This window comes from Paenibacillus sp. FSL H7-0331 (assembly GCF_001956045.1).
Map to the genome: position 1 here is coordinate 144,164 of NZ_MRTH01000007.1, position 26,446 is coordinate 170,609.

The 26,446-nt window shown below is 46.8% G+C and carries 29 protein-coding genes; 11 read left to right on the plus strand and 18 right to left on the minus strand.

Going from position 1 to position 26,446, the window contains the following annotated elements; all coding sequences use genetic code 11:
• Nucleotides 1–2: 2 nt before the first annotated feature.
• The 7 genes from BK127_RS45675 to BK127_RS12620 all read right to left on the minus strand — a co-directional run bounded on the left by BK127_RS45675 (nucleotide 3) and on the right by BK127_RS12620 (nucleotide 7,174).
• Nucleotides 3–200 (minus strand): DUF6760 family protein, encoded by a 198-nt coding sequence (locus BK127_RS45675; RefSeq protein ID WP_076230403.1) that lies wholly within the window; start codon nucleotides 198–200, stop codon nucleotides 3–5.
• Nucleotides 197–574, minus strand: coding sequence for a hypothetical protein (locus tag BK127_RS12595; protein WP_076230404.1), 378 nt, complete (start codon nucleotides 572–574; stop codon nucleotides 197–199). The genes BK127_RS45675 and BK127_RS12595 overlap by 4 nt, the downstream gene beginning before the upstream one ends.
• 199 nt (nucleotides 575–773) lie before the next feature.
• A complete protein-coding gene (locus tag BK127_RS12600) occupies nucleotides 774–1,208 on the minus strand; it encodes a phage tail protein (RefSeq protein ID WP_076230405.1) in 435 nt (144 codons plus the stop codon).
• A gap of 62 nt (nucleotides 1,209–1,270) precedes the next feature.
• A complete protein-coding gene (locus BK127_RS12605) occupies nucleotides 1,271–3,025 on the minus strand; it encodes a phage tail sheath family protein (protein ID WP_076230406.1) in 1,755 nt (584 codons plus the stop codon).
• A gap of 133 nt (nucleotides 3,026–3,158) precedes the next feature.
• Nucleotides 3,159–3,995: a hypothetical protein gene (locus BK127_RS12610; RefSeq protein WP_076230407.1), complete on the minus strand. Its 837-nt coding sequence runs from the start codon at nucleotides 3,993–3,995 to the stop codon at nucleotides 3,159–3,161.
• A 9-nt stretch (nucleotides 3,996–4,004) separates the two neighbouring features.
• Nucleotides 4,005–4,535 (minus strand): Pvc16 family protein, encoded by a 531-nt coding sequence (locus tag BK127_RS12615; protein ID WP_483874382.1) that lies wholly within the window; start codon nucleotides 4,533–4,535, stop codon nucleotides 4,005–4,007.
• 362 nt (nucleotides 4,536–4,897) lie between these two features.
• Nucleotides 4,898–7,174, minus strand: coding sequence for an ATP-binding protein (locus BK127_RS12620; protein WP_179097459.1), 2,277 nt, complete (start codon nucleotides 7,172–7,174; stop codon nucleotides 4,898–4,900).
• A 332-nt stretch (nucleotides 7,175–7,506) separates the two neighbouring features.
• On the opposite strand from BK127_RS12620, the gene BK127_RS12625 reads away from it, so the two are divergent.
• From BK127_RS12625 to BK127_RS12640, 4 genes are all read left to right on the plus strand, one after another.
• Nucleotides 7,507–7,968, plus strand: a complete 462-nt coding sequence (locus tag BK127_RS12625; protein WP_083689262.1) for a MarR family winged helix-turn-helix transcriptional regulator — start codon at nucleotides 7,507–7,509, stop codon at nucleotides 7,966–7,968.
• Between the two features lie 279 nt (nucleotides 7,969–8,247).
• Complete coding sequence (locus BK127_RS12630; RefSeq protein WP_028549128.1) at nucleotides 8,248–8,448, plus strand: cold-shock protein; 201 nt, start codon at nucleotides 8,248–8,250, stop codon at nucleotides 8,446–8,448.
• 113 nt (nucleotides 8,449–8,561) lie between these two features.
• Nucleotides 8,562–8,762, plus strand: coding sequence for a cold-shock protein (locus BK127_RS12635; protein ID WP_076230409.1), 201 nt, complete (start codon nucleotides 8,562–8,564; stop codon nucleotides 8,760–8,762).
• A gap of 171 nt (nucleotides 8,763–8,933) precedes the next feature.
• Complete coding sequence (locus BK127_RS12640) at nucleotides 8,934–9,692, plus strand: YwmB family TATA-box binding protein (RefSeq protein ID WP_076230410.1); 759 nt, start codon at nucleotides 8,934–8,936, stop codon at nucleotides 9,690–9,692.
• Nucleotides 9,693–9,737: 45 nt separating this feature from the next.
• Here BK127_RS12640 and BK127_RS12645 read toward each other — a convergent pair whose 3' ends face one another.
• The gene (locus BK127_RS12645) at nucleotides 9,738–10,154 is read right to left on the minus strand and encodes an HIT family protein (protein ID WP_076230411.1); all 417 of its coding nucleotides are present in this window, start codon (nucleotides 10,152–10,154) and stop codon (nucleotides 9,738–9,740) included.
• Nucleotides 10,155–10,390: 236 nt separating this feature from the next.
• Here BK127_RS12645 and BK127_RS12650 point away from each other — a divergent pair, with 236 nt between their 5' ends.
• The gene (locus BK127_RS12650; protein ID WP_076230412.1) at nucleotides 10,391–10,969 is read left to right on the plus strand and encodes a guanylate kinase; all 579 of its coding nucleotides are present in this window, start codon (nucleotides 10,391–10,393) and stop codon (nucleotides 10,967–10,969) included.
• Between the two features lie 78 nt (nucleotides 10,970–11,047).
• Here the strand turns inward: BK127_RS12650 and BK127_RS12655 are convergent, their stop codons facing one another.
• A complete protein-coding gene (locus tag BK127_RS12655) occupies nucleotides 11,048–11,251 on the minus strand; it encodes a cold-shock protein (protein WP_076230413.1) in 204 nt (67 codons plus the stop codon).
• A 359-nt stretch (nucleotides 11,252–11,610) separates the two neighbouring features.
• On the opposite strand from BK127_RS12655, the gene BK127_RS12660 reads away from it, so the two are divergent.
• A complete protein-coding gene (locus BK127_RS12660; RefSeq protein WP_076230414.1) occupies nucleotides 11,611–13,068 on the plus strand; it encodes a glycosyl hydrolase in 1,458 nt (485 codons plus the stop codon).
• A 29-nt stretch (nucleotides 13,069–13,097) separates the two neighbouring features.
• On the opposite strand, the gene BK127_RS12665 is transcribed toward BK127_RS12660, so the two are convergent.
• Nucleotides 13,098–14,270 (minus strand): ROK family transcriptional regulator, encoded by a 1,173-nt coding sequence (locus BK127_RS12665; RefSeq protein ID WP_076230415.1) that lies wholly within the window; start codon nucleotides 14,268–14,270, stop codon nucleotides 13,098–13,100.
• Between the two features lie 237 nt (nucleotides 14,271–14,507).
• On the opposite strand from BK127_RS12665, the gene xylA reads away from it, so the two are divergent.
• Entirely contained in the window at nucleotides 14,508–15,824 is a 1,317-nt protein-coding gene (gene xylA, locus BK127_RS12670) for a xylose isomerase (protein ID WP_076230416.1), read from the plus strand.
• Between the two features lie 124 nt (nucleotides 15,825–15,948).
• Here the strand turns inward: xylA and BK127_RS12675 are convergent, their stop codons facing one another.
• From BK127_RS12675 to corA, 3 genes are all read right to left on the minus strand, one after another.
• A complete protein-coding gene (locus BK127_RS12675; protein WP_076230417.1) occupies nucleotides 15,949–16,755 on the minus strand; it encodes an NAD-dependent epimerase/dehydratase family protein in 807 nt (268 codons plus the stop codon).
• Nucleotides 16,756–16,974: 219 nt separating this feature from the next.
• Entirely contained in the window at nucleotides 16,975–18,201 is a 1,227-nt protein-coding gene (locus BK127_RS12680; RefSeq protein ID WP_076230418.1) for a GIY-YIG nuclease family protein, read from the minus strand.
• Between the two features lie 36 nt (nucleotides 18,202–18,237).
• Complete coding sequence (gene corA, locus BK127_RS12685; RefSeq protein WP_076230419.1) at nucleotides 18,238–19,188, minus strand: magnesium/cobalt transporter CorA; 951 nt, start codon at nucleotides 19,186–19,188, stop codon at nucleotides 18,238–18,240.
• A gap of 270 nt (nucleotides 19,189–19,458) precedes the next feature.
• Between corA and BK127_RS12690 the strand changes: the two genes are divergently transcribed.
• Nucleotides 19,459–20,328 carry an ABC transporter ATP-binding protein gene (locus BK127_RS12690; RefSeq protein ID WP_076230420.1) on the plus strand — a complete coding sequence of 290 codons (870 nt, stop codon included), beginning with the start codon at nucleotides 19,459–19,461 and terminating at the stop codon, nucleotides 20,326–20,328.
• 131 nt (nucleotides 20,329–20,459) lie between these two features.
• On the opposite strand, the gene BK127_RS12695 is transcribed toward BK127_RS12690, so the two are convergent.
• The 3 genes from BK127_RS12695 to BK127_RS42975 all read right to left on the minus strand — a co-directional run bounded on the left by BK127_RS12695 (nucleotide 20,460) and on the right by BK127_RS42975 (nucleotide 22,768).
• A complete protein-coding gene (locus BK127_RS12695; protein WP_076230421.1) occupies nucleotides 20,460–21,914 on the minus strand; it encodes an HD-GYP domain-containing protein in 1,455 nt (484 codons plus the stop codon).
• A 193-nt stretch (nucleotides 21,915–22,107) separates the two neighbouring features.
• Complete coding sequence (locus BK127_RS12700; RefSeq protein WP_076230422.1) at nucleotides 22,108–22,530, minus strand: YkvA family protein; 423 nt, start codon at nucleotides 22,528–22,530, stop codon at nucleotides 22,108–22,110.
• Nucleotides 22,531–22,603: 73 nt separating this feature from the next.
• Complete coding sequence (locus tag BK127_RS42975) at nucleotides 22,604–22,768, minus strand: hypothetical protein (RefSeq protein ID WP_179097460.1); 165 nt, start codon at nucleotides 22,766–22,768, stop codon at nucleotides 22,604–22,606.
• Between the two features lie 85 nt (nucleotides 22,769–22,853).
• On the opposite strand from BK127_RS42975, the gene BK127_RS12705 reads away from it, so the two are divergent.
• The 3 genes from BK127_RS12705 to BK127_RS12715 are packed head-to-tail and all read left to right on the plus strand — an operon-like array spanning nucleotide 22,854 to nucleotide 24,592.
• The gene (locus tag BK127_RS12705; protein WP_076230423.1) at nucleotides 22,854–23,273 is read left to right on the plus strand and encodes a BlaI/MecI/CopY family transcriptional regulator; all 420 of its coding nucleotides are present in this window, start codon (nucleotides 22,854–22,856) and stop codon (nucleotides 23,271–23,273) included.
• Nucleotides 23,274–23,275: 2 nt separating this feature from the next.
• On the plus strand, nucleotides 23,276–24,127 hold the full coding sequence (locus tag BK127_RS12710) for a M56 family metallopeptidase (protein WP_076230424.1): 852 nt from the start codon (nucleotides 23,276–23,278) through the stop codon (nucleotides 24,125–24,127).
• 57 nt (nucleotides 24,128–24,184) lie between these two features.
• On the plus strand, nucleotides 24,185–24,592 hold the full coding sequence (locus BK127_RS12715) for a DoxX family protein (RefSeq protein ID WP_076230425.1): 408 nt from the start codon (nucleotides 24,185–24,187) through the stop codon (nucleotides 24,590–24,592).
• A 127-nt stretch (nucleotides 24,593–24,719) separates the two neighbouring features.
• On the opposite strand, the gene BK127_RS12720 is transcribed toward BK127_RS12715, so the two are convergent.
• Both BK127_RS12720 and BK127_RS12725 read right to left on the minus strand, forming a co-directional pair.
• On the minus strand, nucleotides 24,720–25,574 hold the full coding sequence (locus BK127_RS12720; protein WP_076230426.1) for a carbohydrate ABC transporter permease: 855 nt from the start codon (nucleotides 25,572–25,574) through the stop codon (nucleotides 24,720–24,722).
• Nucleotides 25,575–25,577: 3 nt separating this feature from the next.
• On the minus strand, nucleotides 25,578–26,435 hold the full coding sequence (locus BK127_RS12725) for a carbohydrate ABC transporter permease (protein ID WP_305954296.1): 858 nt from the start codon (nucleotides 26,433–26,435) through the stop codon (nucleotides 25,578–25,580).
• Nucleotides 26,436–26,446: the final 11 nt, after the last annotated feature.

Sequence of the window (26,446 nt, forward strand, 5' to 3'; positions counted from 1 at the left end):
TTTCACCTCTTATTGAATACATCAAACGGATTATTATCCGGTTTATCATCATTCATATTGCGGTTGATTCTAGAAATTTCGTCACACCACTTCCTGCGCTCTCGATGCTCCATCAACATGATCTCATCGTGAGGCCAGTGGAAATAGTACGCGATGAAACCGGCCTCCTCGTAAATCTTGTCAATGGGGTAACCGACTATGCCTCCTCCATCCCGGCGATAAAAGACACATCCACATCAAATTCATGCTCACATTTCGGACAAATAGTATGAATCTTGGGCACTTCCATTTCATTGATTTCACGGTAAAAGTTTTGCAAAAAAGCCAAATCAGCAGTAAACATCTTCTCTACAACCCGAGTATCTATCGCTCTCAGATCGCCAAGCTTCGTAATAACGCGTGTCAGTAAAATAATCGTGAGATAACCGGGGTTTTGTTGTACGCGTTGGTCCCGCATCGGCAAAATTTCGTCAGCTGCCGTCGCAAGCCGCATAATTCCTCTTTTGTGCAGGGTACCACTGTCATCCACATAACCTCTGGGTAGATCGAATTCGTATTCTGTTTTGAATGCCATTTGGGTTTCCTCCTAAGAGCGTTCCTTTAGGAACGCTTACTTCGTAAGCATAATCTTGTTTTGCTTCGCAAAACTTTCTTCGTAAGCATAAGCTGAGCGTTCCTTTAGGAACACCGTCTTCGTAAGCATAAGTTAAGAAAACAAGAGATGGGACCAGCGGTAAACGCCCTATCCCTCCTCTTGTTCCCCCATGTAATTGTTACGCCGTGCGTGTCATGCCTTCATGCGACAATTCCAAAAATTCAATTGCTACTTCGGAGCCTGTACCATTAAAGTTCGGAGCTGTGTACTTGGAAGGCCATGCCTCGATAACCTGCCAGGTTGCTACATCGCCGCCCTCTTCATCGATCGCAATAATCGTAACGGTTTTTCGTGCAACTTTACCTTCAATCGACTCCTGCATCCAATTATACATATCCATGGAGTCGGTAGTTCCCCACTTCAAGCTGATGTTACCGTATTTGGCCAATCCCGGAAGCTTGCGCGCCGTAATCGTTTCATTACCTTCACGATATTCCACTACAGCCAGAGACGCATCAAAGCCTGATACTTCGCTAAATCCGGCTTGTTGAATACCTTCAACCTCTACTCTAAATCGAAAATTTCTATATGGATCTCTACGCTCGCCAGTCATAATTCACTTTTCCCCTTTCGTATGGTTCATGACAAGTTCCCTACTCAAAGTTTAGAGAAAAACTATTCTTCTCTTGTTTTCTGAGTTATCCGGAAGATGACGAATTCCGCCGGTTTTACAGGCGCAACTCCAATAATGCAAATCAGACGACCATTATCGATATCATCCTGCGTCATGGTTGAGCGACCGATGTTCACATAAAATGCTTCACTCGGACTGCCTCCCATAAGAGCTCCGTCTCTCCATACGCGGGTAAGGAATGCTTCAATCGTACGCTGTACACGAGCCCATAGCTGTTCATCATTCGGCTCGAACACAACCCAGTTTGTACCATTCTTGATCGACTCTTCGATAAAGATGAACAGCCTTCTTACGTTGACATATTTCCACAGACCATTCGATGTAGTTGTACGGGCACCCCATACACGAATACCTTGTCCCGGGAAAGCACGAATCAAGTTCACGCCCTGTGGATTCAAAATATCCTGTTCACCTTTATTGTACTGGCAATCCAGACCTACGGCGCCACGCACAACTTCGTTCGCAGGCGCTTTTTGCACACCACGAGTTTGGTCGGAACGCGAGTAAATACCAGCCATCGATCCGGACGGCGGAATATAAATATTGCGTTTATCGAGCGGATCAAACACCTGCAGCCAAGGATTGTACATCGCTGCATAGTTGCTGTCAAAAATATTGCGGTGCGTCATAACGTCCGCTACTTTTGTTTTTTCGCGTGGCACATCCAGAATCGCAAACCGGCTGCCGAGGTTTTCACAATGCGCTACAAGTGACAATTGGACATTAGGGTCCGTTACACCCGGGATGGACATAATGCTTACGACATCGTTATCGATGAAGGATTGGATTCCGGTTCTTTTGCCAGGGCCACGATCTTGACCCATAAAATCAGAAGCTGCCAGATTGGCCACAGAGCCATCACTGCCACCTGCAAGCGAGATCAGGAACTTGCCTGTCTCCTCCAGCTCACCAGATAATGCTTCAAATGGAGCAGTCGCTCCAAGATCACCAAATTCTCTACTGATATCCTTCACGGAAATAATGTTGGAGCGAACCAAGATTTTCTCAACATGGTTTGCAGCAGCTACATTCAATGACAATTTCTCGAACGATTCAGCCTCATCGCCATAAAATACATGAAGTGTGAACTCGCTTGTAGTCAGAACTTTCGCTGGCAGCAGGTTAACATCAATAACATCTGCATCGCCATCCAATACGCTTTCCAGTTCAATGATATTGTCGAGGGAGGAGACGACACGATTGTATTGCTTGTCACCTGCGTTCTCGAAAGCAACAACGTCACCGACGTTAAAGCCGGCATTATTCTTTACGCGATACTGCTTGGATTCCCCAGGCTCGCCAATAATGTCAAAGATTTGTGTCTTGGCCTTACTCGATGGTACCACGACAAGACGAATCTGGTTACCCCAAGCACCCGGGTTTTTCGAGCTTATGCTAAGTACCTTCGACTCTTTATTATCCCCGCCCTGATTGGTAGCAAGCTTCGCGTCGGAAGGAGCTACCCGCATGACATACGAACGTGATCCGCCATTGAGAAAAAAGTGCTCCACCGCGTAAGACAAGAAACGGTAGTCTCCAAAAGCATTTTCGGATAAATAACTTCCGAAATTACGGTGAAAATCGGCTACGCTGGTAATAAGCAGAGGGACGCCTTCGATCTCCCCTCTTTGTGCCAACCCAATGAAGCCTGCCGTGCTTGTACTTGCACCTTCCAGCGGCTGTGCGCCACTATCGAATTCTTCTACATAGACTCCCGGTGATAAATACTCAGCCATTATTCCCCGGTTTCATCGATCTGCACCGTCTCGCCCTTACAAGCCGAAATCGGTTCCTTTGCAGAATGAAACCAGTTCTCTCCTCTCTGCTTGTGGATTATAGAAGATGGATAAATCCGATCTGCTAACAATGTTAGGTATTGCCTTTTGAAGCTTTTGAAGGTGTTGCCGATGGATCCAAGCATAAGCTCCCAGCTAATGTCGTTCCGCCCTCCGCAAGGTTCACCTCCTTCAAAAGGGAGAGATCGCCATAGGTAATATCAAGTCTTAGATCGAATTGTTTGGCTCTGCAGTTGGCAAAGGCCAGAACAGCCTCGCCTTGCTCGTCAGATCTGGATTTTACGACAGGCAGCAGCAGCGAACCCCGACTGTAAGAGCCGCTTATTGGCTCGACCAAACGCACTTTACGCTGGTGCTCCAGCACAGCAGCAACGCAGCACAGCTCCTCATCAGCCTTCGCATTGCGTCCGCGAATAAGGAATCGATCGCCGATTCCGATTTTTCCGGTTACAGAACCAAGCATCAGCTCATTCTCTCCTCGCCCTGCATGGTCCTGGGCCAACCTTGCTCTCGACACTTCCTCAGTCAACGGGACAGCCAGCAGTGATGCACCCGAGCAAGGAGCTCCCCCGGCGTTCTTGACATTGACGCGAAGCAAGGTCGCTTTATCATGAAAGGGATAGGATGGACGAGGTGTGAGAGAGACATGAACCAACTGGTCCTTGGGACCTACCCTAATATCAACGTACTCTTCGAAATAATGCTGAACAAGCACCCGCAATCGGTACATACCTTCCTGCAGGTCGGTAAAAATGTAATAACCTTGTGCTTTAACAACAGGCTTAGCTAGCATCTCTTCTAAAGCAATCTTCGTATTGCTGCCGAGTGGGGGACCTAAGGTGAATGAGTCCAAGAGGCATACTGCTAATGAGACACGGGTTTTCATCATTGATATTCGAGTTGGCTCCATTCGGTCCTCCTACCCTTGAATCCGGAAGTCTCGCTCTGTAACCCGTTTCGTTGTTTTGATTCTTGTCGAATCGATATGTACTGGGCCTACTACGTAACCTATGGAAAGACGATAAGGAAGATCTGCGAAATTCCACATTCTCGTCAAAGCCTCGCCTGTGAGCGTATCCATAACCACACGTACTTCCTCGCCAGCCTCTGCCAAGGTGCCTACAGAAGCAGGTCCACGAAGCACAGAATTATCGTATAGCACCTGCATCGCCCTGCCCAAAATACGATGCTCATCGACGATTCTTGATTGAAGTTCCGCAGAAGAGTGGGCCGTGAGCAAATAATATAAATTTACAGTCATAGGAGGAAATTGGATAGAATCCGTCCCTCGTGCAACCATCCGGGTTTGGCGGTTATCGCCGCTTTCCAGGATGTTGTACAAAAATAGTGAAAGGGAGAGATCACCCTTATCCGCAGGGGACGCCAAGCCAATCAACTCCGGCTGAGGAATTGGATCTGGTGTCATATGTTCTCTGAGCAGCTTCAGCAAAGAGGCGCCAACATCGGCAATAACCGTATAATCGCCTATAGGAAATCACTCCTCACATTATATGTCAGCATTCGCCAGATCTCCTTGTAATAATAGAGAATTTCATGTCGATTTAAGATCCTTTTTCTATTATAAGTGTATTTCCAAGGCTTGACTACTACTTCTCATGGTTCATTTGAACTATTTAATAACAATAGTCCACATCTTCCACTTTCAAATTATGGCAGAAATGCTCGATTACCGTCATACATGCTTATCGTACCACGTAATGGCGAAAATGAATTGTGAGAGATATCACAATTTTATCAAATCAAACAAGGCGCTTATCTCCAAAATCCTGAGATAAACGCCTCTATCGTTATTTAATACATATCAACATCATCTTTATTCCATATTTTACCTGTTTTTTGCATTTCATATTTAACTGCCTGCAAAATATGTCGCATCCCAATAACAGTTCCCGCATCTGCGGCCATAAAGGCGGAGGATACGGCAATATTTTTAATATAACCGCCAGCTACCTGAAATTTGGAAGCCACATATTTGAAATCGACGTCATCACCAATCGGCGCTTCCTTCGGAAACATCGATCGCCAAATTTTCTCGCGCTGCTCCTCATCAGGAAAAGGAAATTTAATAATATAGCTAATCCTTCGAATAAAAGCTTCATCGATATTGTTCAGCAGGTTGGTGGCGAGTACCGTGATCCCTTCATATTCCTCCATCTTTTGCAGCAGATAGGCGGTCTCAATGTTAGCATACTTATCATGAGAATCCTTGACCTCGGAACGTTTGCCAAACAGCGCATCGGTCTCATCAAAAAACAGGATCGCGTTACTAATACGGGCCTCTTCAAAAATTTCATGCAGATTTTTTTCCGTCTCACCGATATATTTGCTGATGACCTGGGATAAATCAATCTTATAGAGCTCCAGCTGAAGCTCATTGGCGACAACCTGGGCAGACATCGTCTTCCCCGTTCCCGGAGGACCTGCGAACAGCATGCTTAGTCCTTTGCCATATGCAAGCTTACGCTCAAAGCCCCATCTGCTGTATACGATACTGCGGTATTTCATCTGGTTGCAGGCTTGGCGAAGCTGCTCCTTTTGCTCAGTCGGTAAAATAATATCCTCCCACGCGTACTTGGGCTGAATCCGCACCGCTTTCTTGGCCAGACGATGCTGCACCTGCATGAAGCATGCCTTGTACAACGCAGCCTCAACCACATCCATCCCAGAACGATTGTCCAAATGAGCTGTTTTTTCCGAATTACCGCTGCCATTCCAGGCCGCAAAGCCTTGCGCAAACATCAGCGCTCTGTTGATTTGTCCGGGTGTGAAACGGAACTTGCTGCCTAATACTGCCCAATCAACCTTATAATTGAGTCCGTGCTCCAAGGCGAAGCTTTCCCACAACTTATGCCGCTGTTCGTCGGCCGGTATCGGGATCTCCAGATCAATGACCAGCCGATCCTTCAGCTCGGAGGACAATCGTTGGTGCTTGTCTGCCAATAGAAACAGCAGTCCATTATAGCTGTTCAAGCAGTGGTATACCGCCTCAAGACGCTGCCGGGACAGCAGGTCCGGCTCTTCGGGAAATAACACCTCCACATGGGTCAGTCCGAGAATCGCCTGATGCAATATCGCTTCCCTCAGCACCTCATCCAGCAGCAGATCAAAGGGCTTGTCCTGCAGCAGCATGGCGGAGAGGTCTGCGAACAGCACAGGCTTGCCGAAGGAACGGCAGCAATGCTGTACCTGCAGCTTTTTCCCAGCACCTGATGGGCCCCATATATAAAAAGCGATCCGCTTGCGTTCCTTTTTGCCCGGGGCATACATCTCCCTTACAAATGTCTGCAGCTGATCCTGCAGCTCCAAACCGGTACGCAGCTGCGGCAATGGCGTGTCCAGCGCATGACGCTGAGTAACACGGAACAGCTCTTCCTCAGAATGAAGTACCGTCTCGTCCAGCAAAAACCGGACCATCCGCCGATCCAGAAAGACGAGCTTCGAGAGCAAAGAACGGGTTGTCAATTCTCCCGCTTCCTTATACAGCATATACTTGGCCAGTTTTCCGGATGGGGACAGCGATAAACGGGCGGCACTCATTTCTTCCAGATCATGGCAAGCCAGCTGTAGCAGCAAGCTAATATTCGGGTGCTTGGCAGTCAGATCATCGATCAGGAAGCCAAAGATCCTTTCATATTTACGGTCCAATTCAACCGCTAACGCTATCATGATGCATTGACGCTCCCATGCCTGCATACCAAATATCCGTTCTATATAAGGAAGCGGCAGAAAGACGCCCGTCAACCCACTTTGCGCAAGCCTCCGATCCACCGATTCTTCAGCCTCATGCAGCCGATCCAGCAGCAGCTCAGCTTCCTGATCATACTCAGGCAGAGGGGCTGCAGCGTTAATCAAGCCCATAAATTCCTCTTCGGAAACAAACATGCCATTAAAAGGATCAGCCTGCCATTCCGTCATCCTTTTCTTCCTTCGTAAATACAACCACTGCAGCCTCAAATCCAATAATTGCAGCTCGTCAGCATAATGCTCCCAGCAGCTTGCATATCCTCTTTCGTCCCATAGCTTCCCTTGCTCAGCTGAGATAAGCTCCTCAAATCGTCCGTTGATCATCATACTCTCCTAAATGTAACCATTTGTATTTCAAATCCTCACCTGTGTTGGTCGCTTTGGATTCATCTTACCAAACATTGTTAGGGTTGACTACAGGAATACCCCCGACTTATCCGGATGACACGGGAGGCACAGCCAGCTAATATCGTGAAAGGATTGAACCCACTGCTTCAACTTGACGAAGCCTGGATTTAACTGTAATTTGATTACATAATAATGACTCGCATGATATAGTAATCGTAAGCAAAGCAGCAGCCAGATTAACAAGTCCCGGGAGAGCCAACAGTTTTTCGCCGACATCATTAATAGTTCACGGAGGTGCTACCCATACAATGGATTCCGGCCATGAAACCAAGACAAGTCAGACCGAGCGCTTTGAAACCGCCCTTTGGACGATCGTACGCAGGCTCGGACCTGAGCTCACATCACATACCAGTCTAAAGTTAACCGGACAGCAGTTCGTCATGCTGCATTTCATTTCCAAAACAGGTCCCTGTAAAGTGACGGATCTCGCCGGCAGAATGGAAGTCAAACCAAGCGCCATTACCGTCATGATTGACCGATTGATCGCTCAAGGGGTCGTGCAGCGTCGCCATGATGATAAGGATCGCAGAGTCGTATTGATCGATATGACCGATCGTGGTCATGAAGTTTTGGAACAGCTTCAGCAGCTGCGAAGAGAAATTATCGGCAGCTATTTAAACGATTTGGATACGGATAAGCTGACCGTATTTCTGGATATTTTTGAGCAAATTGCCGGCAAAATTCCGAAATCGGTTAACCCGTCATCCTAGCCAGCAGACGACTAAAAAAAGTGGAATGTTTTGGACAAATCTGGATACAATAAAGTATGGACAGCTCCCCCCCAGCATGTTCCAACCGAAGTATAATGAACAGTATTTGGTTGTGATGGTACTGAAATTATGGTATAATCAGAACATTCACAATATTGTATCTGTTAAATTCACATCTTATAAAGATTATTACAGTAAATTTTGGGGTAATCTTTATAATGTGTGAATTTTCTTATTCATGCAAATAAGAGTAAACATTTATTGGAGGTTTTTAAGAAGATGGAAACAGGAACAGTGAAATGGTTTAATGCTGAAAAAGGCTTCGGTTTTATCGAAGTTGAAGGCGGCAAAGATGTATTCGTACATTTTAGTGCTATTACAGGGGATGGCTATAAATCCCTTGATGAAGGACAACGCGTACAATTTAACGTTGTTCAAGGCAACCGTGGACCTCAAGCAGAAAACGTAGTGAAACTGTAAGGTTTCATGATGAGGGGGGAACTGCTCGGACGTGGGCAGTTCTTTTTCAGTTCACGACCATCCATAGTTCTCATGTTGGAATGCAGCGCACAAACTGAAGGAGGGGTTCTACATTGTATTTCTCCAAGAAAAACATGGAACCGGTTCAAGAAGAGCAGACATCCGTTTGGGTGTGCAGTAAAGAAGGATGCTCGTGCTGGATGCGAGAAAACTTTTCTTTGCAAAAAAGCCCGCTTTGCCCTATATGCAAATCAGAGATGGTCAAAAATTCGAAAATGCTCCCTTTACTCAACAATCACCACAAAGTAAACTAATACGGCGCGAATGAAGATTCGCTCATAACCGAAAGGCACCCCTCCAATGGAGGAGGTGCCTTTTTTGTATGCAACCCTATCTATCATGTATATTTTTGTTCACTATTGCCTATCCTTTTACTAGAATCCCTTTTTCATAGAGTGATAGATTGCAATCGAAAGGACAGAGCCATGAGAGCAACCATCAGTTGGACATTCATAGTATTAATTACCCTAGTACTGACACTTGAAGCAGCAGCTCAAGGCTGGACATTGCGCCCGCATTCGGATGGAGATCTGCAGCGCTTACTCCCATTGGCTGAATCCGTCATCATTTCAGATAAAAAGGTAATCATAAAACACACGAGTGCCTATCTTCCCTACAAGGACGAGCGTGATTTTGCCCAAACGGCCCAGAACATAAGCACCACATTTAAGCTTACAGCGCCATTGAACCCGATACGCAAGCAGGACGTACTACTCTACAGATTCACGCTGAAGGATACGGCTACAACTCAGGCTACCCTGCTGTGGATCGGCTTTCCTGATGGAAGCACACAATTAAGCCTGACTGCCGAAACGCTACAATCAGACGGAATTAACACCCTGCACGATCTGCAACAGCAATGGAATACTCAGCTGCAAGCCCTCCGAATTCAGTCCAACTGGAACGTGATGATTCAAGGAAATATAGATGCTGATACATCTTCCCAACAGCCAGGGTTAAGCCCTTCTCTACAGCTGCACGTAACCGATAGCCTTCATGCCCAGGAGCTGGCCCGTTATCAGGATGCCAACAGCTTGAGCATTTCCTACCATTCCACAATAGTTGAGGAATCGGCGGCGGACACCCAACAAAAAATGAACCTCCAGGTGGCGGTTCATCGGGATTCCATTACCGGTCAACAGCGTATCACCATAGCAACTCCTGCCATTTCGATCGCCTATTAGAACACTTATAGTACGTGTTCAAAAGATGACTTTTTGAACAACCCCTTATAGGGCAGCCTTCAGCTTATTGATGACTTCCTGATATTCATCGTCTGTCAAATACGTTTCCCCAGGGTTCATTTCAAACATTTTGCCCCATGCGGCTCCGTTCTCATATTTCGGTACGATATGGAAATGGACGTGCGGCATTGTATCGCCGAATGCACCATAATTGATTTTACCTGGTGCGAAAGCCGACTCAATCGCCTTGGCAGCCTGGGCAACATCGCGCATATAGGCATCCTGTTTCTCCTGGGAAAGATGGAAAAACTCCTGCTGATGCTCATTAAGCGCCACGACACAACGACCCTTATGAGTCTGCTCCTTGAACAAAAATAGCGTAGACACGCGCATTTGCCCAATCTCGATCATTAGATTATCAATACGTTCATCACGGTTACAATAAATACAATTTATGGACATTTGTCATCTCTCCAGCCTCGATTAAATTTTCGGAGCGGGTCATGTTGCAGACCCTATTCACCATACTACGTTTCGTCCCCTCATTTGTCCATACCAAGTCTCATAAGCTATGAAAGCGTAAACTATTTATTTAATTTTCTGAATATTTGTACTATAATAGAAATAGAAGGAAATAGCATCCTGGGCAACTGAAACAAGGCATCCTCTTCGAAAAATGATTTTTGGGAGGTCATTGTATGAGTATCGGAATCGAGCAGGGTACAATCTTGGTTTTTGTAGGAACTAGCGGAGCCGGCAGGAAAACCATTGCACATCAACTAGGCAAGGAGCTTGGGCTGCAGTACATTATTTCTCATACCACCCGTGAACCACGACCTCACGAAAGTAATGGTCAGGCGTACTACTTCACCACCCGCAGAGAATTTATCGATGCCGATATTCGCGGTGAATTCATACAGACTGCCGAAATCGATAATCATTTTTATGGGATCAAAAGATCCGATGTGGAAGCTGCATTCGCCAATCATTCTGTCGCCTATGTAATCGTCAATCGATCAGGAGCCAACAAATTCAAATATGAATTCAAAGATCGGGCAATTCGTCTATTCATTTATGCGAACAAACAATTGATCCTGGAAAGACTTGAGGCCCGCAATGTATCTGATGAGGTTATTAGTCATTATCTGAATCATTATATTGAGGAGGTTTCTTATCGCAAGGAATGTGAACATGTTTTTGAAAATCTTGAGCTAGCCGCTACCACGCAGCAGGTGAAGGACGCCATCTTATCGCACATACCAGCAACCACAAGTTAAATAAGCGACACCGCAATCATAATAAAATGAGAACGAAAAAAATGCCCTCAACCGAAGTTGAGAGCATTTTTATTTGAATTACAGTTTAACAACGTTTTCCGCTTGTGGTCCACGGTTGCCTTGTACCACGTTGAACTCAACGCGTTGGCCTTCGTCTAAAGATTTGAAGCCGTCGCCAACGATTGCGCTGAAATGTACAAATACGTCGTTTCCGCCTTCAACTTCGATAAAACCGAAACCTTTTTCTGCGTTAAACCATTTTACTGTACCTGTTTGTGCCATGTGTATTACCTCCAAAAAATATTTAACATGATCTTTTTTTATTTCTTTAAAAAAATAAAAATTCACACATTGTGAAAAGTTCCATTATAGAAATGAAAACCCTTTACAATATCTGAATTAAGGTTCCATCTATTTCAATGTTTTTATAATATCATGGCCCGATTTAAAAAGCAAGCGCTTTATGAAATATATGTAATTTTTCAAACGTGATTGGCGCCCGTCGAAAATCGCCTGATTTAATTGATTTACTGACTATTTCCAAGTAAACTAAGGGAAAATATGGACAAGCTACTACAGTTGATGTCTCTTCATCCAATGCCACTTCAATCAAGGAACTCTACGAACAGGAGAGACGGACGATGTACATTCTTAAACTGACTTTATTACGCAAATTACTGGCGACTAGCCTTATCATACTAAGTATAGCCTGGAGTACAGCATACGCCGAGTCCGAAGATTCTGCCTCCTATACGGTATACGAAGCAGAGGATGCGTTACGGATTGGAACTATCGTTTCCCAGGAGCTACCTGATTATTCAGGCAGCGGCTACGTAACCGGCTTTGAAATCGCAGGCGATTCTCTGCAATTTACCATACATGTTGATCAAGAAGGTTTCTACCCTCTGGATATCCGATATGCTGCTCCAAGTGGTGATAAAACCAACAATATTGAAATCAACGGCAGCACTGCCGGTGAAAAAATGTTTCCCCAATCCGAGGTATTTACAAATATCGAGTTTGGTCAGATTTATCTCGATGAGGGTGACAATATCGTGGAGATCACTACGTATTGGGGCTACTTTGATGTCGATTATATCCGTATCGGTCCCTTGCAGGAACGCCCTGCCATTGCCCCTGTATCGAACAAGCTCGTTAACCCTCAGCCATCGATTGAAGCTCAAGCCTTAATGTCGTATTTAACCTCTCAATATGGAAAAAGTATTCTTGCCGGGCAGCAGCGCAGCTCATCGATTGAAGCCAATTACATCTATAAGCAAACAGGCAAGCTGCCTGCAGTCGCAGGTTTTACAGCTACCGATTTTGGTGACAATGCGATAGAATGGGCCAAATACGGTGGCCTCGTTTCCGTGGAGTGGCATTGGTCAGCCCCGATGAATGAACGAGAATTTATGACCTCCAACACAAGCTTTGATGCCGCCAAAGCCGTTCAGCCCGGCACTCCTGAGCATAATGCGTTGCTGAAGGACCTGGATCAAATGGCGCAAACCTTAAAACGCTTTAAAGATGCCAAAATCCCGATCCTGTGGCGTCCGCTGCATGAAGCTGAAGGCGGCTGGTTCTGGTGGGGCTCAAAAGGACCCGAAATAGCCAAACAACTTTATGCAATCATGTTTGAACGGTTTACTACGTTTCATGGGCTTAATAATCTCATCTGGGTCTGGACAACGTCTGACACCAAATATTCCAAGGACTGGTATCCGGGAAATCAATACGTGGATATTTTAGGAATCGATCGTTACATTAAAGCTGGGGATTACAGCACCTTGATGAGTGTGTATGATACTGTCGTCGCAATGGGAGATGGGAAAAAGCTCGTTGCATATACGGAAAATGGACCGATTCCAGACCCTCGTCAGCTCAAAAGAAACAAGGTCGGATGGATGTACTTTAATACGTGGCACGAAAAATTTTTGATGGATGGTAAAATCAATTCCGATTATCACCTGCGTATGGTATACAACCATCCTTATGTCATTACCTTGGACAAGCTGCCCTCGGAAGCGATTTATGGCAAACGTCCACTACCCTACCCTTTACCGCCTGCTTCTCCAACACTTCCAACCCCACTCAAATAAAGATGAGCTGGGGTTGAACTCTTATCCAGTTATTCCACCGATACTTTTGTCGACGCAAAAAACTTGCTAATCGCAAATGAGCACGCCCCGAGCACCGCCGACCTGCTCCCAAGCTGGGAAAATTCGATCTGCAGCCGTTCACGCGGATAAGGCAGCGAACGCCCTTCCAGTGATTGCAGCATGGTCGGACGCAGCCACTGGCCCGCCTCTGCGAGGCGCCCCCCGATAATAATCAGCTCCGGGTTAAATCCGTTAATAATGTTCACCACACCTACACCGAGAAAGTGACCTACCCGTTCAAACAGCTTGATGACGGAAGACTCACCCTTTTCCGCAAGCGACAGCAAAGTTTCCATATCGATTGATGGAGTATTCAATACATGTCTCGCTGCTTCATATAATGCATTTTCCGATGCATACATTTCCCAACAGCCCGCGTTCCCGCAGCGACATGGCTTGCCATCGTGCTGGATCGACATATGCCCGATCTCCCCGGAAAATCCGGAAGAGCCTCGAAACAGCTCACCTTTGATAATAATACCAGCGCCAATTCCTATACCGACGCTGATGTATACAAGATCGGCTGCATCACGGCCTGCTCCAAATTCCTTTTCTCCAACCGCTCCCGCATTAGCTTCGTTATCGATCACGACGGCTATGCCAAATTCCTCTTCGATGATACGCTGCAGGGGGACATCGGTCCAGCCCAGATTAGGCGCAAATAATACATCACCCTGCCCGTTACTGATTCCCGGGATTCCAATACCTATGCCGACGATACCATAGACACTCTGTGGAACACGCCGAATCATCTCGCGGATGCATGCTTTCAGCTCAACCAAAGCCAGCTCCAACACTGTGTTATCATGCTGCACCTTATATTGCTCTACAATCGTGCCCTCCAAATCAGTTAGCACGGCACGTATATAATTCACGCCCAGGTCGATGCCGAGCGCATAACCGGCTGTACGATTAAAGAGCAGCATCATCGGCTTACGTCCACCGCTCGATTCACCCGTACCGATTTCATTGGCAAGACTGCTTTCCAGCAGCTCGTTGACCAGACTGGAAACCGTCGCCTTCGTAAGTCCCGTTTGTTCAGCGATTCGTGCTCGGGATATAGGTGAATAGTTGCGTATATAGTGAAGTACAATGGACTTGTTAATCTTTTTGACCAGGTTCAAATCTCCGGTTTGTTTCATGATAGCCCCCATCTGGATGGTTTGGCATTATTTTAGCATGAATGTAACCGATGTGCACATACTAAGTTTGTTTAATGGATTTACAAACTACGTGGAGAATGCTATGATGGTTTTGAAAGCGTTCTTGCACAGAGCGATAATCTTGATACGTCTTCAGGTTATATCCATTACTATGTTTTTCTGTGTATTTGTACGCTGCTGTCGTTCCTTATCAATTCATATCTGGAGGTAAAAACAATGGGCTATTTTGATCATGTAGGTACTGTGAAGTTTGAAGGGAAATCCTCGACGAATCCACTTGCATTTAAATTTTACAACCCTGATGAAGTCATTTTGGGTAAAACGATGCGCGAGCATCTGCGCTTTGGCGTGGCTTACTGGCACTCCTTTACAGGCAATGGCTCCGATCCTTTTGGTGCAGGTACTGCACTTCGCGGCTGGAACGAATTATCCGGTATGGAGCTGGCCAAGGCTCGCGTTGAAGCTTGCTTCGAGCTGTTGAACATTCTTGATGTCGATTATTTCTGCTTCCATGACCGTGATATCGCACCGGAAGGCGACACCCTGCAGGAAACAAATCGCAATCTGGATGAAATCGTCGCTCTGATTAAACAACACATGCAATCCAGCGGCAAAAAGCTGCTGTGGAATACTGCCAACATGTTCACCAATCCACGCTTCGTGCACGGTGCTGCAACAACTTCCAACGCTGATGTATTTGCTTATGCTGCTGCACAAGTGAAGAAAGCCTTGGATCACGGTAAAGAGCTGGGCGCGGAAAACTACGTATTCTGGGGCGGCCGTGAGGGCTATGAGTCATTGTTGAATACGGACCTTGGCCTGGAGCTTGATAATCTGGCACGCTTCCTGCAATTGGCTGTTGATTACGCGAAGGAAATCGGCTTTGATGCTCAGTTCCTGATCGAACCAAAACCGAAGGAACCATCCAAGCACCAGTATGATTTTGACGCGGCAACGACGCTGCAATTCCTGCAAAAATATGACCTGGCAAAGCATTTCAAGCTGAACCTGGAAGCTAACCATGCTACATTGGCAGGACACACCTTCGAGCATGAGCTGCGTGTTGCCCGTATTAATGGCGCTCTGGGCTCTATTGACGCTAACCAAGGCGACCTGCTGCTGGGCTGGGATACGGACGAATTCCCGACAGACCTGTACGCTTCGACGCTTGCCATGTATGAAATTTTGCAAAACGAGGGTGGTATCGGCCGCGGTGGTGTGAACTTCGACGCCAAAGTACGTCGTACCTCATTCGAGCCTATCGATGTCGTGTACGCGCACATCAACGGTATGGATGCATTCGCGCGTGGGCTGCAGGTAGCTGCCAAGCTGATCGAAGATCGTGCTTTCGAAAATGCCATTGAAGAGCGTTACGCTTCCTTCACAACCGGCATTGGCGCCGATATCGTATCCGGCAAAGCAAACTTCCATACGCTGGAAGCTTATGCCTTGCAAAATAACCCGATCACGAACAAATCCGGTCGTGTCGAGCTGCTTCGCTCCATTCTTAACCAATACATCATTAACGTATAAGTTAATTTTACTCTTATCCATGCATAGCATATCCATACTTAAAGGAACGTATCGAGGTGAAGTACAGCCTGATACGTTCCTTTTTTTTATCGCTATTTTTGAGGGTGAACTCAAACAGCTGCTCCTATGATTTAGCAGGCTGTTCCTTCTCCACAAAACCTCCACCTTGAAAAGCGGTCTCATCCTGGGCGATTGTCTCGTGGCTGTGCCGTGACTCAGCAAGCAGCTCGCTGGCATTATCCTGCGGCTTATAACCGATCAGCTTTTCCAAATACCCGATATCGTAATAATTATCGCTATTGTCAGAGGTTCCATACAGACTGAGAAAATCGATCGAGCTGTCGGCTTCAATGCAGCAGGCGGCCAGCTGAACCATATCCCGACTCGATATCCAGATGTGCGCCGAGCGCGCGGAGTGCGGCCTGTCGTCACCCGGAAAATTGCCAATCCGTATATTAAATGAGGAAATACCGTATTTGTCCGCATAGAACCGCCCAAGCAATTCAATATAACATTTGCTTAGTCCATAAAAGCTGTCTGGCCGATAAGGCTCATCAGGCTCTACCGTTTCACCTACCTTGTAGAATCCGGTTGCATGGTTCGAGCTTGCAAAGATTACCCGCTTCACACCATGGGCACGCGCCGCTTCATATACATGATAAGCACCCGTCACATTGATCGGCAGCACCTTGCCAAGAAAGTCTTCCTCATCCTGAGCCCAGGCAAAATGAAGCACGACGTCCACTCCCTGCATCAGCTCCTGAAGCCTGTTGGCATCAGTGACGTCAAGCTTCACGATCCCTTGATCAGGGTCAGGCTGCAAATCGGCAGCCACGATGTCATATTTCCCTTGCTCCCTCAATCCTTGCAGCAGACTTTCCCCCAGCTTGCCGTTTGCTCCTGTAATCAACAATTTCTTCATCGATATCATCCTCTCCTATTTGATCGATACGTCTTGACCTGTTTGAAGCCCCTAGCATAGTATTACCCAATTCCCGCCAGGTTTGCGTTATGATATCTGCAATTTAGAGGTCACCCCTTCATCCGACAGCAAAAAGGAGCTGCCCCTGGCAGCCCCTCAATTCGTATATAGTAGATGATTGCAGCAGTATTCAACTTAACCTTATAGACAATCTTTTATAAATCGATCTTAAGAATGATATTGATCCCGCTGCATCCGATACTCGTAATTGTCCTTACACAGCTTGAGCAGATCGTATTTCAATCCCCGCTTCGGCTGGGTAATGAGCAAGGGCTTGCTCCCTGCTGCCCGTAGCGACGCACGTACCTTGCGGGGATCGACAATCCGGTTCACGATAAGCTCGTCCGGCCGTTCCGCACGATAATGCGAGATCAGGAAGCTGTCGCATGCCGCGCCCGTTTCCTGATCAGACCCGGTCAGCTCCTGCATATAAAAATCGCGCAGCATCCCTTCCTGCACCTTGGCGATCAACACCTGGCCCTCTCCGAAGTAAAGCACATCCTGATTGACGATCACCTCGCGGTCGACAATTTGCTTGACGGGCAGTCTTTCGAGAATACGAATATGGCGAAGCATGTTCTCGGCCTTTTCAAATTCAAGACGCTCGGCATAATCGCCCATTTTGCTGTACATCGCCGCTATCAGCGCCTCGCCGTTGTTAACAAGCAGCTCTGCTGCCTGGGATGCCGTATCGCGATAGGCTTCCTCGGAGATCCAGCCTTCGCAAACACCGCTGCATTTGCCAATATGGTACAGCAGACACGCTCGCTTTGGAAGGGTCCGACAAGTACGCAGACGAAAATGATCGGTGACAAATTCCAGCACCGCATTCCGAAAGCGGGAGCTCGGATAAGGACCGAAGCGCTGCTGATTCAGGGATACTGCTGGCGGACCGGCAGCCTGCTTCATTACTGTGGGTAGATGTGGCAGTTCACGTGCAGTTGATCCAGCAGCGGATAGGGAGACTATACGCTTCTGCTGTTTCCTTGTATGCAGTGGATAACGCTGAGGTGTATCCATATGATCCGGGGTTGACTTGCGGTTTCGGTAAAAGACGTCCAATCGCGGAACAGGCTCTGCTGTCAACTGCAGGTACGCGTAGCCGCTGTTATCTCTTTTAAGCGCCCTGTTGTAGTAGGGCTTATGAATTTTGATTAAATTATTTTCCAGCAGCAGGCTTTCCGGCTCATTGTTGACCAGCACCACTTCAATCGCGGCAATTTCCTGAACGAGCTGCACAATCTTCTTGTGATGCTTGCGCTGTTGAAAGTAGGAACGCAGACGGCTGCGCAGGTTTTTCGATTTGCCGACATAAATGATCCGGCCAGCGGCATTTTTCATCAAATAACACCCTGGAGCCTCCGGATATTCCCCGGCATGGAACACGAATGACATCGATAGAAGTCCTCCTGTTAGTGAACTGGATTAAAGCTATTTGAACCAGCCCTTGCGATAAAACCATAGAAACATGGCAAATCCGATTCCGAACATCACAAGCAGAATCATAAAATAACCCCAGTGCCACGTTAATTCAGGCATATAAGCAAAATTCATCCCGTATATGCCAGCAATAAAGGTCAAAGGCATAAAAATCGTCGTGATGACCGTTAAGGTTTTCATAATCGTGTTCATCCTGGTGGAATTCAGCGATACATAACTATCCCGCATATCAGCGGTCATGTCACGGGTCGCCTCAATAATTTCCGACAGCTTCAATAGATGATCATAAATATCGGTGAAATAAATCAACTGTTCCTTGATACCGTCTATTTTATCCGAGCTGACCATCCGATACAGCAGATCCCGCATCGGTACGATCGTTCGGCGCAGCTTCAACAGCTTCGTTCGGATTTCAAATATTTCGTTCATTAGCAGATGATTAGTGGCGCTTCTGCCTTTGATTTCGATTTCATTAAGCTGGTCCTCAATTTGATATACGGAGGGAAAATATTCGTCGACCATATTGTCCATCACCAGATAGGCCGCATAAGCATGCCCCTTAAGACGGATGGCCTCCTGCTGCTCGACCCGGCTCCAAGCCTCGTCGATTTCCCATGATGGCGACAGGTGGAACGTAACAATGAAGTTATCGCCCCAGAATATATCGACCTCTTCCGCAGCCAAGGTCACCGCGTTCACGGCATGAAGCACCAGAAAATTGACGGTCTCGTAATGATCCAGCTTTGGGCGCTGCAAGAGATGATAGCAGTCTTCGATTGCTAACGGGTGAAAATGAAAGTGGGTATCCAGCATGAGTGCCTCTTCATCTGTAGGGATGTCAAAATCCACCCAATACCAGCCTACATTCGGACTCGACAGGTCTTTTAAGCCAGCCTGAGGAATCACTTGAAATTGATGATCAACAGCCATTATTCGTATCATAACTACTTGCTCCTCGCCTTAATTGCTGCAGCTGCCTGTCTCTTCCACTATACTCCTTGCGTGTTCCGCTTAGCAACCGTCCAGCCTGAGAGATATAGGTTACCTCATACGCTTGTATCAGGCGACAATTTGGACAAATAGATGCCTAAACGGTACATAATGTTGAATTAAATGAATATCTGATGAAATTGAGGGTTGTCATTTGTACTCGGAATTAGATATAATCTTATTGATAATGAGAATCGGTATCATCATAAGGAGCGGATACAGATGGGACGCTTATACACGGAACAATTAGATATTGCTTACGGAGACATTAGCATAGTCGAGCATTTAAATATTAGCATCCCTTCGGGACAAATCACGGCGCTTGTCGGTGCGAATGGATCGGGCAAATCAACGATTCTTAAAGCGATGGCCCGCATGCTGAAACCAACAGGGGGAACCGTATTTCTGGACGGCAAGTCGATTCATCGTCAAGCTACGAAGGAGGTCGCCAAGCAACTGGCGATATTGCCGCAAAACCCGATTGCGCCAGACGGACTGACGGTATCCGAGCTTGTCACCTATGGTCGCTTCCCTCATCAGAAGGGCTTCGGCTCCCTGACCAAGGAAGATAAGGAAGCCGTACGCTGGGCGATTGAAATGACAGGGATGAACGAATTTTATGACCGTCCTGTAGACCAGCTATCCGGTGGACAGCGGCAGCGTGCCTGGATCGCCATGGCCTTGGCACAAGGAACCGACATTTTGTTTTTGGATGAGCCGACGACCTTTCTGGATATGGCCCATCAGCTTGAAGTACTTAAGCTGCTTCAGAAGCTGAACGACGAAGAAGGTCGTACAATTGTAATGGTCGTTCATGATCTCAACCACGCGGCTCGCTACGCCCACCATATGGTCGCCATCCAAAAGGGACGCGTCATCAGCAACGGCACCCCGGCTGAAGTCATGAATCTCGATGTACTCCGTGAGGTGTTTGGCATCGAAGCGGATATTATCCCTGATCCGCGTACAGGCGTTCCACTTTGCCTGCCATATGGATTGGCTCACGAAGCTCACCAACAGCCCTCTTACCCAGCGGGAGCAGCCGGAAGCGAGCCAACCAGTCACAAAGAGCCTGCATCTGTGGGTAGGTAGTCGAACTCCATCAGTAAAACCTCGAGCCGGGCGGTTCGAGGTTTTTTTATTGCTTTAGCGTTCGTATGAATGGCATCATGACTTCGTATCGAATAAACATTACCGAGTAAGCCTGCTTTATGAACCGGGTATCAGAACGCCCCTTTATGGCTAGAAGGCACACTCGTCGATAACGGACTGGTCAGGCTAGAGGGCAGTCGGTACACTTCAGGGTCTCTGCTGCTTACATTAACCCAGGCTTGTACACATAGCGGATCAAAATGACTGCCGCTGTGCTCCTTCAAAAAGGATATGGCCTCCTCATGCGACCAAGCCTTCCGGTAGGATCGGGTTGAGGTCAACGCGTCATACACATCAGCGACTGCAACAATTCTCGCCAATAGTGGAATCTCTTCGCCCTGCAGACGATCCGGGTATCCGGTCCCGTCCCATTTTTCATGGTGAGATCGGATAATATCAAGCTCTTCTTTCATAAACCCCAGATTCCTGCACATTTCATAGCCTTTCACCGGATGCGTTTCAATAATGATACGTTCCTCCGTCGTAAGGCGCCCGGGCTTGTTCAATATCGCATCAGGAATCGTGTTCTTGCCGACATCATGAACAATCGCTCCCTGTGAGAGAGCACGGAGCTGCTCCGGCTTCAACAGCATTTCTTCGGCAAGCCTTAAGGCATACATGGTTACCCTGAAATTATGGCCTGCTGTATACATGTCCTTAATCTCCGTAGCCAGCACCAGCTCTTTCACGCTTGGAGACAGACAGCTCGTTATGCGTTCAACCGGATCATTCGTGAATAAGGAGCGGATCACCAGGGTCATCGATTGATTAGCCGCATACTGCTTGAATAATCCGTACAGCATGACCATCATGGACGCCAACAACAGAAAATGATACAGCCACCAGCTAAGAAGCCAGGTTTCACCTAACACCATAATCAACTGCGCATTAATCATCCAGCAGCAGCTGTAGACAATCGCAGCCTGAAGCGGGAAACGGGAATAGCGGTACGATTGATGGTACCGATACATCGTCATTCCATTCAGGACCATGACCGCTCCTGTCGACAGCCACTTGGAGACAAGCCCGTCGAGCGGTATCCACTCTATCAGATGAGAAAAGGAAAGAGCAGCAACTCCGATCAAGCCTAAACCAATGGTCCATACCGGCACTAACCATTGTCTCCATCTGGACAAGTGCACAATGAAACCATTATCAGATGAAACCGAAGATAACCATAACCAGAAGGAGGCTAGCAGCACACTCCCCTGTGCGGCCACTCCGGGCAAATGAGACATATGAATAAGCATATTGGGTGTGGACAAGCCATGAACGGAAAAAATCTCCGCCAAGGAAATAAAGGCCATCGCCAAAAAGCTGATTTTGATATTGCGCACGCGACTCCCCGAGATGCCTACAGCAATCGCAATAATACTCGCAAGCAAGGCAACAGAGCTGACAATATAAAAATGTCCGCGGGGTACCGCAAACTGGACATCAAGCAAAGGATTGAATTTTAACAAGTTGAATACAAGAAAAGGTAAGGTAAGCGCTACCAATGGGCCTGTCAATTCTCGAAATTTCATCCGTTGTTGTCCCCTTTATACTTGCTATCACGCTGTTATTGTACCATAAGACCTACCGTTAATTTAAGGTATTTGATTCATCAAATTTTTATAAAAAAGAGCTCATATTGCTGCGCGCATCGGTCCCTACACCAAAAATCCTGAAACTCAGGCTTTACACTGAATCCCAGGATCTTGGTTTGAAATTATGTCGTTATTCCTTGGAAAGGCTTACGCTAACCTCATCCTTCACCAGATGAGCATCTACGTCAATAATGTCCTGATTACGAGCCGCATCCGCTCCAAAAAAATCAACCAGCTTGATCCTGGCTTTGTGCTTCACTTCTTTATCGATACTCATCGCCACGGCACCTACCGCCAGCATGAGCGCACCCAAATCGTCCAAATACCCAACAACCGGAATCATGTCCGGAATAATATCAAATGGAAAAATCAAATAGCCGAGCGCCCCATAAATTTGTATTTTTGCTTTCATCGGTGTCTTCGGACTTTGCAGTGCATAATAAAGGAGTAATCCTACGTAAACCACTTTCAGTCCCGCGTCTTTGGCGGCCTTCTTCAGCTTCCCCCAAAAATCGTCCTCCGAATAATGCTTCTCGTATTTGGAATTGTCCATCGGCGCATCTCCTTCAAGATTGGTAGAAAGATTGTTCCTCTACCCCTTATTAACGACAAATACGGGAAACGAATCATGAGCTAACCTGCTGCTCGCTCCATATCCATAATTTGCGGGCCAGCTCTGCATCCTTTGCCTTTGCGGAAACTGGCGCTATTCTCTTCTTATAAAAGTACTCACCCGAGGTTCGGCGGCCGTACTTTAACTGCTTGACCCGTTCTTTACAGGTAATGATCACACGTGTTACTGACGTTGGCAGCAGATCAGAGAAGTTGACAGTTGGTTTTCAGGTAACTACAATAAGTAGTGTGAGGTGTTGTAAAGTGAAGATACAAAATTTTAAATATCATGAGAGGGGTTTAAATCGTTTTTTTGGACCTTTGGAAGCGAAAATCATGAATATACTGTGGGATAGCTCCGAATTAGCCATTAAAGACGTTCAAGCCAAATTGGATCAGGACCAGACCAAGCCCCTTAATTTTAATACCGTCATGACCGTCATGAATCGTTTGGTTGATAAAGGCTTTCTGACCAAGCGAACAGAAGGAAGAACCGGCTTGTATCAGCCTATGGTAAGCAGAGATCATTTTCTGGAGAACCAATCCAAGGAATTAACCCATGAGCTGATCGAGGAGTTTGGGCCGCTTGTAGTCAATCATATGCTGGATGCGCTGGAAGAAGTCGATGCAGATTTAATCGCCAAGCTGGAACAAAAAATTAAGGCGCTCAAAAAGGACAACTAACCATGTGGACAAACCGATCCCGACTTATCTTTGTTTCGTGTCTTCTGATTGCTGGCCTTATCCTTACACAAATGGGCATGTACGCCCTGCATCTTCTGTTCGGACGAGAACTCAGCTTTAATATCCTTCAGCTATGCAACAGCTGGCTCAGATCATTGGGCTTTTTAAAGACGAGCTATTTTCTTGGTGGGCTGGTCCTCTATACGTTCGCGATGTGCGTATGGCTGCTCGGCAAGCAATTGTACCTGTCTCAACACATGTATCGCAAGCTGCTCCGTGATCAAACTAACTTGAGCTCCGCTCAACCGATGTATAAGCTTGACGTTCCAGGAGCCGCCGATATTCATCTGGTGTCCAGCACGAAGCCTATGGCGTTTACGATGGGCTATCTAAAGCCGCGAATTTTCATGACTACGGGTTTATTACAGCTGCTGGACAAGAATGAGATCCAAGCTGTCATCTATCATGAAAGGCAGCACCAACAAAGTGCAGACCCGTTAAAAACGTTGATCCTGTCTTTGTGTGCGTCGGTGTTCTGGTATATCCCTCTATTGAAATGGATGCTTCACCACTATAAGATTGCCAGAGAGATTGTGGCAGACCAATATGCGATTCAACAGCTAGGTTCTTCTGTAGAGCTGGGCAGTGCTTTGCTTAAATTGGTGAAAAGAGGTACGGTGTTCACTATGCCCTTTACCTATGCATCCTTTGCCGATACATCGGTAAACTATAGAATTAACCAAATTCTCGACCCACAAGCGAAGATTTCCTTTAAACCGCCGATCACTTCAACTCTAATCTCGCTGCAGATTATCGTGTTGATTTCTATTTTGTTTGTTTTCAATTTATTTTAATTTTTTTAACGTTTAACACTACAACATATAGTGCTAATAATAAGAGGAGGCGTTCATATGAATACCAAAGCGGAAGTAGGAATCCTGATTTCCAGAGTTACTGTCGGCATTATTTTTCTTGTACATGGTCTGATGAAGTACCAGGGAGGCATCGACAACACGATAGGATTTTTCGAGCAGCTTGGCATTCCTGGCTATCTGGCCTATCCTGTGGGAGCGTTCGAAATTATTGGAGGTGTTTGTGCGATTGTTGGTTTGGGAACACGTATTTTTGCAGCGATTTTCAGCGTGATTATGATTACAGCTATTATCTCGGCCAAGTATGCGATGGGATTTGCCGGCGGCTTTGAATTTGAGCTTGCGTTGCTTGTGATGTCGATCCACTTGATGTTGGCTGGCAGCAGACTTCTGGCGTTGGACCGTATATTCACGAATCAGGCTGCATCTCACATACCTACCGCATAACGACTTCAACCATTTAACTATACCGATCGCATACGGCCTTACTGTAACCGGTCTTGCCTCTTATATAACAAAGAACTGCCTTCCTCGCCCGGGAATGTGCAGTTCTTTGTTCTTTGTTCTTTGTTTTTTATCCTTTTAATCCGGTTGTACTTATACCCTCGACAATATACTTTTGAAAGGCGATGAATACGGCCACAATCGGGAGCAGCGACAACACGGACATCGCGAACATCGCCCCCCAATCGGTTTGTGCCGTCGGGTCGGACATATTTTTGATAGCGAGCGATACCGTAGCCAGCTTCGGTGAATTGAGATACAGCAGCGGGCTGAAAAAGTCGTCCCAGGTCCAGTAAAATTTGAATATGGATACAGTGATGATTGGCGGGACAAGCAGTGGGATCAAGATCTGCATGAAGATTCGATACCTTCCGCAGCCATCGATCGTAGCCGATTCGTCCAGCTCCTTCGGAATGCCGCGCAAGAATTGAATGATCAGGAAAATAAAGAACGCCCCACCAAAAAAGGACGGCACAATGAGCGGCAGAAACGTATTAATCCAGTCTATTTTTTGAAAAAAGATATATTGGGGAATCGTCAATACCTCGGACGGCAGCATCATCGTCAGCATCATGCACGCAAACCAGAAGCGCGAGCCTCGAAACCGAATTCTGGCGAAGCCGTAGGCTACCATCGTTGAGGAAATGACGGTTCCGATCACGGAAAACAAGGTGATAATCAGCGAGTTTTTAAAAAATACGATAAATGAGGTGCCCGCAAAACCTTTGAAGCCATTGATATAGTTATTAAAATTAAAATGTGAGGGTAGCAGTTGATGCGCATTGATGAAAATTTCCGAATTATCCTTGAGCGAGCTGGACAGCATCCACGCCATCGGATAGATCATGATCAAAGCGAAGCCGAATACGAAGAGGTGCAGGATTACACTGCGCAGCCGTTGTAGTTGACGCTGTTGGCCCACCATCCTTTAGTCCCCCTTCGATTCGTAATAAACCCATTTTTTGGAGCTGGCAAACAGGATCGCCGTCAAAAAACCAATCGTCAGCAGCAGCACCCACGCCATCGCTGAGCCATAGCCCATTTCATAATAACGGAACGACTTTTCGTACAAATACAGCGCATAAAATAACGTCGTATCGAGCGGTCCTCCGCCGGTCACAATCATACCCTCGGTAAATACCTTGAAACCGTTGATGACACCCATCACCAAATTGAAAAAAATAACCGGAGTCAAGAGCGGCAGTGTAATGCGTTTGAATTTCTGCCAGCCCCCTGCCCCGTCCACCGTAGCTGCTTCATACAGCTCCGCTGGAACCTGCTTGAGACCAGCCAGAAAGATAAGCATCGATGATCCGAATTGCCATACGGACAAGAGTACCAGGGTCAGCAGCGCCGTGGACGGCTGGGTGATCCAGGATATTTTGGCCACAATACCGAATACTGCGGTCAGGAACGAATTGAAAGCTCCCGCAGCTCCGAACAGCTGCCGCCACATCACAGCAACAGCCACACTGCCCCCGATCAGGGTGGGCAAATAGTAGGCGGCTCTGAAAAATCCGAGCAGCTTCAGCTTCGTATTCAGCAGCATCGCGATCACCAATGCGAAGCACAGACGTAATGGTACAGCGACAAATACGAAAATCAGCGTTGCCTGGACTGATTTCCAATACCTCGGATCTGCGGTGAACATCTCTGTAAAATTATCGAAGCCCACCCACTCCGGTTCGGACAAAATATCATATTTCGTAAAGGCCAGATATAACGAGGCCAGAATAGGCAGCAGTGAGAACACAAGAAATCCGAACAGCCACGGAGATATAAACACATACCCCGATA